Origin of the sequence: Mixta mediterraneensis, from assembly GCF_014946725.1 — a bacterium.
GTDB lineage: Bacteria > Pseudomonadota > Gammaproteobacteria > Enterobacterales > Enterobacteriaceae > Pantoea > Pantoea mediterraneensis.
Window position 1 is genome coordinate 102,151 of sequence record NZ_JACFXY010000003.1, and the last position, 14,844, is coordinate 116,994.

A 14,844-nucleotide genomic window follows, 5' to 3' on the forward strand; every position below is an offset into this window, starting at 1 on the left:
CAGAAGACAGATGTGAATAATACTTTAATAGTGATGAACATACTCTATAATCCGGCCAGTTATTACGATTCATCATGGCTACTGCGGCTAACATCAACAGCAAACTGTCGCGATCGATTGCCTGACAATGTAATTAATTATTTGCTGATTAATCATTACTGCTCCACTGTATTCGCCCCGCGAACAGAGAGTATTTCTTCTGCCGGCTGGCTATTGCTTAAGAACTGGCATCAGTTACATGAAGTAGCCTGGCTGCTGGGTTTAAAATGCACTGCGGCCAGCCTTATGCAGTCGCCTGTTTTTATACAGCGCCTCAGTCCGCGTCAACGTTCCTTTTTTTCCAGTCCGCTCTGTTTACCCTCCCGCATGACATTAGAGGCAACAAGTCAGGAGCAGATACTTGAATATGGCGCGCAGATACTGTTTAGCGCCGCCAGCCAGATACTCGCAGCAGATTACCTCCTTCGGCTGCGTTTCATTTTCCCTAAACATTTTAACTGCGAAACACAGGCCGATGAACGGGCATTTCCACTGGCTTTTGCTGCAGTTCAACAGGCGATGCTGTATGTATAAAAAAATCACGTTAATACCCGGTGTTAAAACACCATCTCCACGGATCCCACATGAGGTTGTTGCAACGGCTAAACGTTACCATTCATTGAACGAACAGGCTAAAGCCTGCGCTCGTGATATTGTGCGTAAGGCCAATCATGAAAGCGATGCCATTTATTCTCGCGCCTACCTTAGCGGCTTCGAACAGGGGATAATGTGCAGTATCCAGGACCTTATGTGTTATCTCAGTGCGAGTGAAATGTTAGCGGAAACGATTATCTCGCAAGCAACCCGTTATCTGGAGCAACAACTGAAGGACTTCTTTTCTGAGGATGAGGTAATTTGTTGCTTACTGGAAAAATGGCTGGGTGAATTACATACTATTTCACCGGAAAGCGATAAACTTATTCTCACACTGCCCGCTCAGCATCGAGCTGCTACTGCTCGTTTACAGCGCCTTTTTGCCGAAGCGGGATTAAACGTTGAAATCAGATTTATTCAGACATCACTCATCACCCTTGAGCATTTTAACGTTATCTGGAGCTGCGATATATCTGCCCTCTCCACTACGCTTAGCAAAAATGCACTGGAAGAAATTTTAAACCAGCACGATATTTATGAGGCCTGCCATATCAACAGTATCCATTCTCTCAATCAGCTTAAAGAAACCCTCGAACGCTACTGCCAGTCTGCTGATAATAATGATGAGTGCAAAGAGGCGTAAGTTGAGAGAATAACACGTCAATAAAAATCACTTCTCATCGGCAGGATGATGGACTGCTATAAATTTCTTAATAAAAATTGTCCATAACCTTTCTACGATCCCGGCATTTAACCATCATAAATACCGCCTGCTCCCTATAACACAAGCTGTGATGAGGCTCAGTGCTCAGGCATGAACAAGCTGGCTTCCCAGGTATATGATGAACTAATAATATGCGTCTAAACGAGGTCCCTCTGCTTTCCTGACAGAGGGGCGTTAAAACTACCTGGCAGCTAAAGATGACAAAATACCATGACGCTGGTGCCAGCGTTCGACCAAATGGTGAATTGTACGTACACCTGACAGATCATTTTCCTGAATGAATATTGCATAATCTTCTTCCAGTATAATAATCATCTCCTGCATCTCAAGAGAGTCCATATTAAGGTCATACACCAAGTCGCTTCCTGCATTTATTTTAACGGTTGGTATTGACTTTACTTTACCAATCGCTGCAATAAGACAGTTTTGCAAGTCGTGTCGACTATCACATGTCATGTTTATGATTTTCCTCTGCTGCTATTTGCCATCGCTTAGAACCTATCCCAAAAGGATTTTATTCCAGACAATGATGCTGCAAGCAAAATGCAGCATCGCCTCGTAGTTTTCGACTTTCTTCTCCCATCGCGTCAGTATGCGGCGAAAGCGATTCATTCAGCTATGCGTTCTTTCCACAACCCAACGATGAGCCCTGAACTCGCTGTTTTTAATTGCCTCAGACTCCTCTTTCCCCGACTGGATATGAGGTTCATAACGACGAGCTTTCAAACAAATTTCCACCCATTCAGCCTCATAGCCTTTGTCCATACACAGATGCAGCCTGCGACCCGGCCTGCCGGTCTGTAGCGCGTCCAGCGTATCTTCAACCAGTTTTATGTCGTGGGTATTTGCCCCTGCGACAGCCAGCGAGAGCGGAAGCCCGTTCCCGTCGGTCATCAGGCTCCGCTTTACTCCCTGCTTCCCCCTGTCAGTCGGGTTGCGACCTGTTTTTTTGAGCCTGCAAGGGGCGATTTTGTCATGCAGCCATCCATCGACAACCATGACCAGTCAATGGCATCCCGCTTCTCGCAGGCAAGCAGCCCGTTTTGCCAGAAGCGTTCAAATACTCCAGCATCCCGCCATTCCTGAAAGCGGCGGTGGGCTGAGCTGGATGAGCAAATATCCGTGGCATTCAGGGCATTCCATTGGCAACCGGTTCTGAGCACAAAGAAAATGGCGTTCATTGCGGCACGATTATCAACACGTCTACGATGCGTGCCCAGCGGATGGTGGGTTTTATGTTCCGGGAGAAGTGGAGCCATTTTCTCCCAGAGTTCATCGCTGATCTGCCACTTGTTGCCCGCCATACTTCGCCCTCAAAAATTGCCATTATTTACGATCTGACAATTCCTTTTGGGATAGGTTCTTAATGCCTTTTCCAGCAGTGCATGCCTGGATATTCTCAGCCCTTGCTGAGACAGAATCACGTGATCGGTGGCCGCTTTCGTTTTTGTCATGCCTTCAGTGGCATAGGCGGGTGGTAGATTCTTAAAGGCTTGAGCTTTATCTTCCGGCAAATTATTTGCCGCAATAACCCGTACAGCAAAACGTTCAACTACTTCTTTGTATTTTTGATGAGCATGAAACTCACTTAGCAAATTTAGAACCTTTTCTTCCGCCCTCCGTTGGCCCGTACTGTGACTATCCGCAGCTATATATAATTCTTTGAGGGTCTGGCGTACAGAAGGATTATAAAAAGTTGGCGCGTTAAAGGTTTTAACAAGGGTTGTTAATAGATCAGCATAGGCAGTTTCTTTATTTTTTTTGCCATAAAGATCATGGGCCTGACGCCAGGATTCTGCTGCAGGAATAAAATTGAGTCTGACATTACTTTTGACGAATTCGTCTACAACTGTTTTCATGCTATTTTCAGCCTGCCCGTTAGACGGCGAAATATTTGGCTGAGCGATAGTCTGCATGTTATTTTCAGTAACTTGTTCTTTCTCTTCCTTTTCTACTCCCCTTTTAGCATTCAATGCAGACAAAGTTGCCAACTCATTAGCTGGCTGTTTTTTCGCAAAAATGGGTTGCGGCGAAACCTTGCCTGCGGCACCGTATTCAACGGTATCGTGCGTATTCAGTTTTTCTGTGAGTTTCTTTATGTCTAGCCAATTTTTATATTCCTCTGGATGCTCAATAAATTCATCTGCCGCGCTGTTACGTAGCGTCTGCATATCAATTTTATAACCATATAATGCTAACCCTTCGACAAAAGCATGGAAAAAGCAGTTTCCGTCACCAGGGATAGCAATGATTTCATCCATCGGTCCATAGAGGTTATAATGTGGATTCTGTCCATTTCCGCTGTGCTGTAACTTAATGGTTTTTTTATCTTTATCCCCAGCAGTTTCCGGTGGGAAAATTGACATATTATTATATTCATCCACTATGCCGATATTTATATTTTTTGGCCATACTCTGGACTTGGGCAGTATATATACAAAAATATCACCGACATCCGAATTATAAGCACCATCAGCCCGAATCATCCGGTTAGCTATGCTGCGAATAAGTTCATCTGAAAGCTCATCATTGTCTGATTTTATTACCGGCTGGGGCGTGGTGTTCTTTTGCTGTGCAATTATATTATTTTGCTGTGGGATATTCTCTTTACCTGAAATCAATGCCTGCAATCGCTGTATAATCTCTCCGTCAAGATGTTTACTGGGAGTTAACAATTGCGCAAATCTTGTAATTCCATTCTCATAGCAAGGCTGGTTTTTTAACGCATCCAGTATATCTAACACCACCTCTCTGACGTATCTTTGCTCCTCACCAGCGTTTTCCAGTTCTTCATACATATCACAGAGCTGCCTCCGTATTTCGCTGAACTGTTGGATATCAGACAGGGTATCAGACGGGAGGATACTATCCGAAACCAGGTAGAGATGGCTAATAATGCCTTTTATCAAGACGTTCGAGGATTCTTCAGGTGTATAATTTCCCCGGGTATAAGTGTGCATGTTCTGGTTAAATTGTCTGACAATCGATTCAAAATCGATTATGACAGAATGCTTAGCAAACAGTGTGGCCATTTCATTCACATCAGGAGCAGCACTATGACTGGATCCTGTTCCGCTCAGCGAACTGCTAACCGAGCTCCTTCTTGTGTGATCAAACCCGCGATCCTTTATCTGGCTAGCTAGCGTGTTTAACTGACTGGTTTCAAACTGGCTGGCTTCTGGCTCATTTATTGTGCTGTGTATCGTTTCAGTAGACACCGACTTCATCTCGATCTTGGTAGAGCTTTCGCCGTTAAACAACTCAGCTTGTTTATTAGTGGCACTCTCTGAAAAATATTGCCCGGACGGTGTGGTTGCTGCGTCATTAACCGCTGGATCTCCGTCTTGATTCGCATCAGGAGCAGCACTATGACTGAATACTGTCACGCTCCCCGAACTGCTAACCGAGGTGTGATCAACCCCGCGATCCTTTAACTGGTTAGCTAGCGTGTTTAACTGACTGGTTTCAAACTGGCTGGCTTCTGGCCCATTTATTGTGCTGTCTATCGTTTGAGTAGACACCGACTTCATCTCGATCCCGGTAGAGCTCTTGCCGTTAAACGGCTCAGGTTGATTATTAGTGGCACTATCTGAAAAATATTGCCCGGACGGCGTGGTTGTTGCGACATTAGCCGCTGAGAAATAACCCGCCCCCCCGACTGGCCTGTTTTGTCCCTGAATACTTCGCAGACAATCGCTTAACAGCTTTTGCAGTTCTGGAACTATAACGTGATTTTCTATATGCGGACTCACAGTGATTTCAATATTACCGGGAAGTTTTGAGACAGGCTGACCGTTAACCTTAACAACTACATTGTCATTATCTTTTGTGCCTGGACCTGATGAATGGGGAATCGGTGTAGCTGGTTGCTCAGGTGTAGCAGTCTTCTGCTGGGCTTTTCGGGTGTATACCGGGTAATCGAGTTTAGTTTGGTTCGAATGTACCAGAGTTTGCATAAATTCGTAGCCGCGATTAGACGCTCCACTCTTGACAATATCGCGCATCTGATTAGCAGCATTTAACGGTTTATTATGCAAAAAATCATCCGGGATTTGGTTAATCCCCTGTGATTTAAATTTATCTCTATATAATTCATAAACTTCATCCTTAATTTGATTGCTTACCTCAGACAATATATGCTGGGTTTTGTCTAATCTTATTAAGAACTCCCCTATATCGTTCAGTGTCTTTTTATACTCATCAATAATTTTATTATGTTTTCCTGGCGTGTATGTTTTCGTGGTGAAATTCACCTTTTTATCGATTCCTTTTTTAACAACACTAAGCCATGCTTCTTTTAATGTAGTAAATTCGTCCAACACACTTCCGGGCATATTATTTTTAGTCAGATACGTTCCGACAAGATAAATTGCAGTAGCCTCTCCGGTTAACTGACAGCCCGCCAGTGCCTGCTCGTATACGGGTAATGTTGCTTTATACACATCTACCAGATCGCCTAGTAATTTCTCAGAAGCCTGCTTTCCAAATTCAGAACGGAAGGCCATATCCCCTTTACTCGCCGCACGCGATATTAATACGCTAAGATCGCAAAAATTTTCAGAACTGTTTGTCATACCCGTTAATGGTAAACTATCCATAAGATCAGCGGACGGTTGTTGTTCGATACTGGGTTGCATTTCACCAACGGAAACACTGCGCACCTGCATATTATTAACTCCCTACTTTAATTCTAATCTGGTAAATGGACAGGAATATGCTGCTAAAAGAAAATTTCCGATTCTTTCAATGGATTTTGCATCGTATTTTATTTTCCCTTTCATATCCCATGAAAGGCAATGTTGCGGAGGCGGTATCGTTTCAGCCTCAAGCTGAAACCGCTTTTTTTGATATTCGGAATAATAACAGCTATATTCCAGTACAAGCTTTGGATCTTCCTTAACACCCTGAAAATGAGCAAACTTCACTACATTCCGGATACGCTCACCAATTTCTACTACTTGCTTTAGCAATGCTGAGGTCGTTTTATCTGCCATTTTCTTTGACAAAAGGCATAACCATACATTCCCTATTTTCAACGTCATTTTTTTTACGTTATCAGAAGTGTACGCCAGTAAATATTGTTTCGTTGATTGCTCCAGAAGTTCGGGCTGGCAGTGTCGCCAGGCAGCGAGAAATGCCAGCCCACATGTCAGTTCTGGCTGGAAATGATTATTTTCGATGAGTCGCGTTGCCAACCGCTGGTTTTCCAGCGAGAGCCTGGCAAGGATCTGCTGTTGCGCATATAAGAGACGATAATTATCCCTGTCACGCCATACCTGTCTTTCTGTCATTGAACTTTCAGTTTCGGGCAGGCATGACAGTTCATCAGATGAAAAAAAGGGTTGATTATAAAAATTTGCCGCGACGTTATTCACCCCGGCTAACGTCGCCTGCAAAGAATGATCAACTATGGGTTCCAGCGTCCAGGTTAAGGGTAACGCACCGGCGTGGGGTGTTGTCTGTAAGTCCCCTCCTGTCAGGTCAGAGCGAATGAGAGGCCGACATAAATCGGCGTTCCGAAAATAGGGCATGTAGTCGCTCCCTTAACTAAAAACATTTCTCGCCGGTATATTCCTAACAGGCCCACTCAGGTGGGCCCCGTTTAATAAGCATTCTCAGGCTTTAATATTATTGCCCACTGCTGTTCCCAGCTCCTGAATTGCACGGCGATTTTCTGACATCATTGCCATCATATCTGCCAGCATTTTTGCCGATTTCTCTGCAGACTGACGCGTCATTTCAACAGCGCCGTCCAGCACTTTGGCTTCGGCTCTCTCTTCTGTTTCTTCTTTCTGGAACATGCTCACCGTCGAACTACCCGCACCATCGGCAATATTGGCGCTGGCGCCCCCGATGCCACGTTGTGTCTCAATTTTTGCTCTTTGCAGAGTGTATCTGGAATCCCCCTGGATATAGGCTGCGTTAAAAGCATCGCGTTCAGCAATAACTTGCTCCATATTACGTCTGTTTGCTGCCTTATCTGCCGCGCTAAGGCTATCGCGGTGAGACTCAAACTCCAGCTGCTGACCATTGCTGGCTGTCACTTCTTTGACTGGAGTATTAGCATTTGCTTTTGCCGGGTCATCGCTGCTCATCGAATTCGGAATATTTCCTGACTCCATATCAGCTCTGTTTGCTGCCTTATCTGCCGCGCTAAGGCTATCGCGGTGAGATTCCAACTCCGGCTGCTGACCATTGCTGGCTGTCACTTTTTTGACTGAAGTATTAGCATTTGCTTTTACCAGGTCATCGCTGCTCATCGAATTCGGAATATTTTCCATTTTCCGAAGGGTTAAATCTTTATTATGCATTCCTCGCATATTTTCTTTGATATTAACTTTCTGCCCCCGATAGTTATTGATCGAACTATGTAATGCAACCCCCTGTGCGCCTATATTGATTCCTGAAGAGACAATGCTTTTGGTCAGAATAGTTAATCCCTGCTCAACCTGAGCGCTTGCTGCGGCCTTACTGCTGGTTTCACTCATGGTGCCAAAGCGTGCACTCAGGGTATTATTCGCGATCGCTGAATCATTAGCTGCCTTAATTAACAGCTCCAGAATACTATTCCATCGGGAAGCTTGTGGCCCAGAGATGACAATACTGTCGTTTTTTGTCTCCCGAATTGCCTGTTCCAGTCCATGTTGTATTTCTTCACCCAATGTTTTATCAGACTCCAGTGCCGACTTTAGCTGAATTTTTGCCTGCTCCGGCGTCAGCTCCTGACGAAGATATTGGCGATCTATCTGGGACGTGATATCAACGAGTAATCCGCTTTCGTCTAATGGCGTACCCCGGCTTTCCACAGCTGCTTTCGTGTTTTCCGTAGATACCGATGTCTGTCGCTGGGTCCCGATAATAGCGGGACTGATATTCAGGTTAATTCCGGACATAAACATTCCTTTTCAAAGTCTAGATTATTATTTTTTACACACGCGCCTGAGCCAGAATAGCTCTACCTGTTACAAGATCGGCATTTGCCATATCCGATGACGTAATTAACATTTGATTGGTTTTTTCAATAATTGCAGCAAATGCTTCGGTAATCTGTTTATCAAAACGCTGCATAATTTTTGAGGCGCTCAGTAAGAGCGTAATCTCAGCCAGGACATCGTTCGCTTTTTTCTCAAAGGCACCGACGGCAACAGAACCTGATGTATTGACACCCGCGTTAACGCCTTCAAGCACATCACTACTCAGGCTGAGCATATTAGCGACCTGCCTCATTTTAACTTCACTTCCCATTAGCTGATTTAACAACCTGGTTAATGGCTGAGTCATTCGCGTAATAACATCATCAATAGTGGATACGGCACTTTTCATTGCGCTGGTGAGACCTTTTAATGCCTGGCCCAACATTTTTCCAACTGCTGACATTAATTTATCGACGGGAAGTTTTTTTAATAATACGGCCCCCAAAATAACCACCACCACAAATATCGCTATAGCCATAATGGTCGAAACTATTTGTGCTTTTTCAGGATCCAGACCCAGCTTAATAAGGAGATCGCTGATCATATTCGAAATGGCCTGGATTATCGGCATAAAAACGCTATCCATTAATGGTTTAAGCGCCGCACTGATAAAGGATTCGTTGCCAGTGGCCTTCTGATAGATTTCATCACCAACCATCATTGCTAACCCTACCGCTGCAATCGCCAGGCTGGCACCGCCGGTAAACACGGCGGCGACGCAGGAAACGACAGTAATGACGGCACCCAGCACTTTACCGATACAACCCATTGTTTCCTGCATTTGTTGAGCTTTACGCTGCTGTGCTTCGACTTCTTCTGCATCACTACGTAATTTTGCCTGCTGTGCCGCTTGCACCTTGCGGGAGAACTCAATATTTGTCCGCAGTGTTTCTTCGCTCGATTCACCAATAATGGCAATAATTTGCGCCATTAATAAAGCCGCCGTCCGGGTACTATTTTCGCCTTTAGCGATAATATCCTGGGCGGCAGCCGCTTTTTTATTCAAATCGTCCAGGTAATTCAGTGAATTTTCCATCGCACTGGCGGTTTTTTCCAGCACCCCCTGCGCCTGCGTAATGGTTTGCTGATAGCCAGCCTGTACTGTTATTTCCTTTTTAATTTGCTGTGCGGTCGTATTTATCTGCTGTTTTTTCTCTTCAATAGACGCGGCGAGTTTTTCGACAGTGCTCTGTTCGGCACCGTTTAGTACAGCCTGCTGGTGTTGCTGCTTAAGCAGCGCCAGGCTCTCTTCACAAGCTGCCTTTTTCTGCTGTAGCGTACTAAGATTTTGCTTACTCTCAGCCAGGTCATCTTGCGCATTTTTCAGCGTTTCCTTCGCTTCATCATATTTCTGGCGCTCAGTCTCAACCAGGTGCAACGTTTCCTTGCTGGCACTACTCATACTCTGGCTGAAACGTAAATACATATCTGCCCGAAGTTTTAATTCGTCCATCGCCTTTTCCCCCAGCAAAACGACCAGGGTTGCCATTAATTCATAGTAATTTTTCGTTGAGTTCGTGGCATCGGCCGTCGTCCTGTGAAGTGTGGGCGGTGGCAGATAAGGCTTTATTGTGCCATTTTGACTTCGATCCATTTCGGTAATAAGTTTTTGTTCAATGATTTTTCTTGCTGCATCGGACTGGCTGGAATCTAATTTAAAAATACCATTATTCCCAGCTCTAGATGAGGTAGGATCCTCATAGGCAAGCGACTTATTTACCGATAATGATGAAGTATTAGTTATACCGTTCATCCATTTCTTCCTTACTTTTCTCAAGCTCTCTTATGCTACGGATAGCATCGAGATATAAAGCAGCCTGGCTGACCAGATGCTGATCTTTTTCATATTCCATAACCAGTTCGAAGCATTTTTTCGCTTTGCCAATAAAATGCAGTTGTAAATTGCATTGACCTGCTTCGAACATGGCCCGGTAATTATCTTTGCTTAAGGCGAAAGCAACAGCATACACATCAAGCGCTTTTTTATACTCCTGCTTGAACTGATAAACGGCTGCCAGACCGAAAGCGTAGTCAGCATTGTAAATGTCATAGATAAAAAGAAATTTAAAAAACTGCTCCGCCTCGTCGATTTTTCCTTGCTGATACATTTCATAAGCACAGGTATAGAGCGCATCAAACATATTGTCAGGCAGCCCATACAACTGTTTACGTGATGTCCCGTTTGTCAGAATATCGCTGAGCAACGTGCCAATATTTTCATCATTGATTTCATTGAAAAAAATATCGTTATTTTTAAAATCCATAGACTTAAATTGCTCGAATGTGAAATTTATACGAGGAGCATTCTAAGATCCGCTTTCGCTATGACGACATAAAGATTTTTTTAATTTCCCCTATACGCAGGAAACATTGCTGGCTGTTGCGTTCGCTGTTCCGGCATTTTGCATTTGCTCTGCAGTAGCATTTCCAAAAGCGTAAGGCGCCAGGTGACGCTAAATAGTTTCTTCTGTTAATAGATCGCCTTGAATACGCTCATGATGCCGATAACAGGCGTAAAAATTTCAATACTGTTTACCAGCCTGGTAAAAAAGGTCCACCATTTAATAGAGACCGTCAGATGTCTTCTGGCAGAAAACAGCGCTGACAGGCGCGGCACATAAATATTTTTCCCTTTTATCACCATAGAGTTACCCATTGGTAATAAATCATAATGATGAACCAGCATAAACGGTGTAACAGGAGGGAATATGAGAAAAAGAGGGTAAACCTGGCGAATTAATAAATCGCTTCTACCAGATTTTACCTGTACCAATGCTTATCTTTTCAGGCAGCTTATACGCCATAAAAAATAAAACCGGAAAGGAAGCCTGTTCCGGTTTTAATTTATATGCCTGCATCAATAAAAAGGCGAGACATAAATAGCTAATATCTTTCATCAGGGAGTACCGTACTACGCGTCTATCTCTCCTGCTGCCTGCTATAACCTACTGTTAAATCGGTGATATATTTTCTCAGCTACGGCGACTGATTTTTCCCCCTTTGCGGCCCGCTTCAATGGCACGCTCGGGGTTGTTTTTAAAATTACCGCCGCTATTTTGTCCGCCTTTACGACCAGCTTCGGCTGCTCGCTCTTTGTCTGCAGCAAAGTTTCCCGCTCCACCACGATATTGAGTCATCCTGTTTTCCTCATGCAATTTAATAATTAAATTATCACAGACACGACGTCGTCAGACTGTTGATACAGAGTAAATGTAGCTGCCCCTTCCCTATAATCAAGTGCCTCAACAAACATTGCTCTGCAAAATTTCGCTTAAATTACTGTCTTAATCTATTGATCAATAGTTTACCGGTGAAATCATCTTATTTCACCATGGTGAAATATAGCTAAAAAGGCGTATAGCCCGTTATTTGTCGATTCCGACAACATTTTTCGATCATTTTCGACGAAACCCTCACTGCAAACCTTTTAAGCGAAGCGGAAAAGCCGTATATGCAGTATAAAAATTGATTAATTTGATCAACAAGTGTTCTTTTTAACTAAACGAAGCGGCCAGATTCTGTACGGACAAATAATTAGCGCGAAATAAGATCAATAAATGATCAATTATGCCTCAACCGATATTAATTAAGCCTGTCCAGGTAAGAAAAGCCTGGTCAAAAATCGTGTGATATAAACGAAGCGGGGATGCGAAATAATAATTGTCTGAGAGGACGTGTTGCGTAATTACATCTGACTTGCCCCCCTTTGCATTTTACCTGGCGACCATTTGCAAATTACTCGACCATCGCCAGCAAAATCTGACCGCACACATTCGAAGGTGGAGAACCTTCATCTGAACGACTGCTGTCTGCTGTGTGCCCAGACTGTGTGAAATCCCTGACTACAAACTGAAGGCCGCGCGTCTACACAAAATCTGAGATATTTTGACTGGTAAGCTGATGCAGATTTAACGTAAATGCGCATTTTTCAGCTCTGTTTGAGGGAATCCTTTCAGCTAAGTACGTTTTCACACAGCCTGTGCCAAAAGCTGGCGTAGCTAACTGGAGCCATTATGGTAAATGGGATTGGTTATGAGGAGGCTTATGGGTACAGGAACCCGGTCTGCCCCTTTCATAGATTCTACCTTGGTATGGATAGGGGAATTTTAGGAAAAAAAGAAAACAAACCACAGCAAGGTTATTTTTCAGCCAAACTGATGGCGATAACACCTTTTTTGGCAGGTGCCGCACACAGGAACGGCGGTTGCCCCCAGGCGATGTTGTTGGCTTGCCGTAGGGAGCCATGGCAACAGCTGCAACGAAGCTTATGGCTTAATCCTGATGCCTGATACGAGGAGTTTTCCCGGTATGAAAAGACGAGTTTTGAATTTCTACCGTCACAACTGGCACTTCGTGAGAGGCATAATTTTTGTCGTCCTCTCGTTTTTTATGGGCTTCTGGGGCAGTTTATTTAGCCCCATTCAGGTGATTTTGATATTCAGCTTCATGGCGATGCTCGCTCACCAAGTTGAGGAATATGGCTAACCCAGCGGATTTCCAACGGTAACTAATTTAATGGTGATGGGAGAGAAAGATATTCCTGACCGCTATCCCTTAAACGCCAATCAGTGCATGATCAGCAATACGCTATTAACCTATCTCTTTTATATCGCGGCCATATCCTTTCCCGACCTCATCTGGCTCGGCCTTGCGCAGGTCGGATTGGGCTTGTTTCAGGTACTCGCACACGGCATTGCCGTCCCTGTACGTATAAAGCGTCTGTACAATCCTGGACTCGCAACGGCCCTATTCCTTTTCTTGCCCATTGGTATTGATTACATTTGGTACGTAACGACAAACCATATCGCAAGCCCGGGAGACTTCGTGCCTGGCATCTTCGCTACGCTCGGCGCGGTGGTTTTCCTGTTTTTACTCCCGATTATTCTGCTCAGAAGTAAACAGTCGAAATATCCATTTTCAGAATCCGAAATGGGCCGGAGCGCCGGACAAAGGTTTTGAGAGAAGTCATCGGGTTTTATCGTTACGGTTTTTTCAAACAAACGCACCATAAAAAGCGGTGACCCGAGGTAGCTCGGTTCGCTATTCGTTGGGCAAAAAGCCTGCCGTGAACCCGCTCACGACCAAATCATGGCTTTATGTTTATTAAGGAAAGCACATGATCACCAATACTTACCAGGAGTGTTCTCCACTACATGGTTATATCCATCGAACGCTAAACCTAAGTCATCTACGGTGACCAGCTCCCCGTTGATTAATACAGCTACGTCTGATGTGCAAAGCAATGCCATGTTGATCTGGCTCTTTCGTCACCTGTAAAAATTGAATCGAGGGATCGTGTTATCGACCACCAGCGGCCTGTGTCCGCTGTTTCGTTAATAGCAGGGGCTGGAGGGTAAAGATTGATTCGCGATGTGCTGTGCTGTGCTAAGCGTGTGACGTCATTCGCCTGCCGTCAGTATGGGTATCCGGCAACCCTATGTTTAAATGGCCCGGCTTTAACTGTTGCGCTTTCTGACGAGGTCACAGCGTGGTGACTTTTCCAAGCGCTACGCCACGCTTGCCGTTTTTCTTAATGTAATACATAGCTTCATCGGCACGTGCCAACGCCGCGTCGAAGCTGTCTTGTGCCTCAACCTGCGCGACACCCACAGACGCACCAATACTGGCGTTGCCATTGTCCATTTCAAACATCGTCAACGCGGCATCAAGGCAGGCATACGCCGTATGGGTTATCAACGGATTATCCAGCGCATATGGCATCAATAAAACAAACTCATCTCCACCTAAGCGTCCAATCACCACCTCTGATGGACATGCTTCAATCAGGCGCTGACTTAACTGAATCAACACGGCATCGCCGCTGCGATGCCCTAACGTGTCATTGACGTGTTTAAAATCATCTAAATCGATGAAAGCCACACATAGCGCGCCTTGTGCTTTCAGTTCGCGGAAGTGATTGTGCAAAGCATACCGGTTGGTTAACAGCGTAAGGGGATCGTGCAGCGCCAGTACCGCCAGTTGCTCTTCGTACTGCTTCTCTTTGGTCATGTCGATATGGGTGCCAGTTACCTTGAGAGGGCGTCCTGCTTCATCCCATTCGCTGATCCGGCCACGATCCAATACCCAGGTGATTTTGCCATTTTTACCGATCATGCGGTGCAAGGCTTCGTAATAGGGCGCAACGCCTTCAATATGATCGTAAAAAGCTTTTAATACCTCGTCTGCATCGTCAGGATGTAAACATTCTTTCCACGATTCAAAATTGGCGGCGGTTTCCCTGGGCTGGAAACCGAGCATGGCTCCCCAGCGACGATTAAAAATCACCAGCTTACCGCTGGGAATTTCTAGCTGCCATAAGCATAAACCTGTGCCATCCAGCGCTGCATTTAATTTGTTACGTGCGTCGTGCGCTATACGCTTGAGCCGCGCATTATGCTTTTTCAGATTTTGTATCTGCTGATGCAGCGCTTCGTCAGACATGGCAATTATGTATAAGTATAAAAAGGGTATTTTGCCTGCCAGTTTTTATCTGTAAATAGAGCACTATAAAAC

The 14,844-nt window shown here is 44.8% G+C and carries 13 protein-coding genes and 1 pseudogene; 4 read left to right on the plus strand and 10 right to left on the minus strand.

The window, feature by feature from the left end:
* Positions 1-12 precede the first annotated feature (12 nt).
* Together H2P46_RS07020 and H2P46_RS07025 are read left to right on the plus strand one after the other, a co-directional pair.
* Positions 13-573: a hypothetical protein gene (locus tag H2P46_RS07020; protein ID WP_193404462.1), complete on the plus strand. Its 561-nt coding sequence runs from the start codon at positions 13-15 to the stop codon at positions 571-573.
* Positions 566-1,276 carry a hypothetical protein gene (locus H2P46_RS07025; protein ID WP_193404463.1) on the plus strand — a complete coding sequence of 237 codons (711 nt, stop codon included), beginning with the start codon at positions 566-568 and terminating at the stop codon, positions 1,274-1,276. Before H2P46_RS07020 ends, H2P46_RS07025 begins: the two co-directional genes overlap by 8 nt.
* Before the next feature lie 261 nt (positions 1,277-1,537).
* Here H2P46_RS07025 and H2P46_RS07030 read toward each other — a convergent pair whose 3' ends face one another.
* From H2P46_RS07030 to H2P46_RS07070, 9 genes and pseudogenes are all read right to left on the minus strand, one after another.
* Positions 1,538-1,813: an acyl carrier protein gene (locus tag H2P46_RS07030; protein WP_193404464.1), complete on the minus strand. Its 276-nt coding sequence runs from the start codon at positions 1,811-1,813 to the stop codon at positions 1,538-1,540.
* A gap of 42 nt (positions 1,814-1,855) precedes the next feature.
* Positions 1,856-2,661 (minus strand): annotated as a pseudogene (locus tag H2P46_RS07035) (IS5 family transposase).
* Positions 2,662-2,670: 9 nt separating this feature from the next.
* A complete protein-coding gene (locus H2P46_RS07040) occupies positions 2,671-6,024 on the minus strand; it encodes an OTU domain-containing protein (RefSeq protein ID WP_193404465.1) in 3,354 nt (1,117 codons plus the stop codon).
* A 12-nt stretch (positions 6,025-6,036) separates the two neighbouring features.
* A complete protein-coding gene (locus tag H2P46_RS07045; RefSeq protein WP_193404466.1) occupies positions 6,037-6,888 on the minus strand; it encodes a hypothetical protein in 852 nt (283 codons plus the stop codon).
* An 84-nt stretch (positions 6,889-6,972) separates the two neighbouring features.
* Positions 6,973-8,250 carry a hypothetical protein gene (locus H2P46_RS07050; protein ID WP_193404467.1) on the minus strand — a complete coding sequence of 426 codons (1,278 nt, stop codon included), beginning with the start codon at positions 8,248-8,250 and terminating at the stop codon, positions 6,973-6,975.
* Between the two features lie 34 nt (positions 8,251-8,284).
* Positions 8,285-10,084 carry a type III secretion system translocon subunit SseC family protein gene (sctE, locus tag H2P46_RS07055; RefSeq protein WP_193404468.1) on the minus strand — a complete coding sequence of 600 codons (1,800 nt, stop codon included), beginning with the start codon at positions 10,082-10,084 and terminating at the stop codon, positions 8,285-8,287.
* A complete protein-coding gene (locus H2P46_RS07060) occupies positions 10,068-10,595 on the minus strand; it encodes a SycD/LcrH family type III secretion system chaperone (protein ID WP_193404469.1) in 528 nt (175 codons plus the stop codon). The genes sctE and H2P46_RS07060 overlap by 17 nt, the downstream gene beginning before the upstream one ends.
* Before the next feature lie 206 nt (positions 10,596-10,801).
* Entirely contained in the window at positions 10,802-11,104 is a 303-nt protein-coding gene (locus tag H2P46_RS07065; RefSeq protein ID WP_193404470.1) for a hypothetical protein, read from the minus strand.
* A gap of 199 nt (positions 11,105-11,303) precedes the next feature.
* Positions 11,304-11,468: a con-10 family general stress protein gene (locus tag H2P46_RS07070; protein WP_193404471.1), complete on the minus strand. Its 165-nt coding sequence runs from the start codon at positions 11,466-11,468 to the stop codon at positions 11,304-11,306.
* Positions 11,469-12,344: 876 nt separating this feature from the next.
* Between H2P46_RS07070 and H2P46_RS07075 the strand changes: the two genes are divergently transcribed.
* A complete protein-coding gene (locus tag H2P46_RS07075; protein ID WP_193404472.1) occupies positions 12,345-12,620 on the plus strand; it encodes a hypothetical protein in 276 nt (91 codons plus the stop codon).
* Positions 12,621-12,846: 226 nt separating this feature from the next.
* Positions 12,847-13,290 (plus strand): HXXEE domain-containing protein, encoded by a 444-nt coding sequence (locus tag H2P46_RS07080; RefSeq protein ID WP_202987373.1) that lies wholly within the window; start codon positions 12,847-12,849, stop codon positions 13,288-13,290.
* A gap of 522 nt (positions 13,291-13,812) precedes the next feature.
* On the opposite strand, the gene H2P46_RS07085 is transcribed toward H2P46_RS07080, so the two are convergent.
* Positions 13,813-14,772, minus strand: coding sequence for a GGDEF domain-containing protein (locus tag H2P46_RS07085; RefSeq protein WP_193404473.1), 960 nt, complete (start codon positions 14,770-14,772; stop codon positions 13,813-13,815).
* Positions 14,773-14,844 lie beyond the last annotated feature (72 nt).

What these genes read in the sequence shown, in the direction of transcription:
- H2P46_RS07025 (WP_193404463.1), top strand. Translation starts at nt 566, where the DNA reads ATGTATAAAAAAATCACGTTAATACCCGGTGTTAAAACACCATCTCCA.
- H2P46_RS07030 (WP_193404464.1), bottom strand. Translation starts at nt 1,813, where the DNA reads ATGACATGTGATAGTCGACACGACTTGCAAAACTGTCTTATTGCAGCG.
- H2P46_RS07040 (WP_193404465.1), bottom strand. Translation starts at nt 6,024, where the DNA reads ATGCAGGTGCGCAGTGTTTCCGTTGGTGAAATGCAACCCAGTATCGAA.
- H2P46_RS07045 (WP_193404466.1), bottom strand. Translation starts at nt 6,888, where the DNA reads ATGCCCTATTTTCGGAACGCCGATTTATGTCGGCCTCTCATTCGCTCT.
- H2P46_RS07050 (WP_193404467.1), bottom strand. Translation starts at nt 8,250, where the DNA reads ATGTCCGGAATTAACCTGAATATCAGTCCCGCTATTATCGGGACCCAG.
- sctE (WP_193404468.1), bottom strand. Translation starts at nt 10,084, where the DNA reads ATGAACGGTATAACTAATACTTCATCATTATCGGTAAATAAGTCGCTT.
- H2P46_RS07060 (WP_193404469.1), bottom strand. Translation starts at nt 10,595, where the DNA reads ATGGATTTTAAAAATAACGATATTTTTTTCAATGAAATCAATGATGAA.
- H2P46_RS07070 (WP_193404471.1), bottom strand. Translation starts at nt 11,468, where the DNA reads ATGACTCAATATCGTGGTGGAGCGGGAAACTTTGCTGCAGACAAAGAG.
- H2P46_RS07075 (WP_193404472.1), top strand. Translation starts at nt 12,345, where the DNA reads ATGGTAAATGGGATTGGTTATGAGGAGGCTTATGGGTACAGGAACCCG.
- H2P46_RS07080 (WP_202987373.1), top strand. Translation starts at nt 12,847, where the DNA reads ATGGTGATGGGAGAGAAAGATATTCCTGACCGCTATCCCTTAAACGCC.
- H2P46_RS07085 (WP_193404473.1), bottom strand. Translation starts at nt 14,772, where the DNA reads ATGTCTGACGAAGCGCTGCATCAGCAGATACAAAATCTGAAAAAGCAT.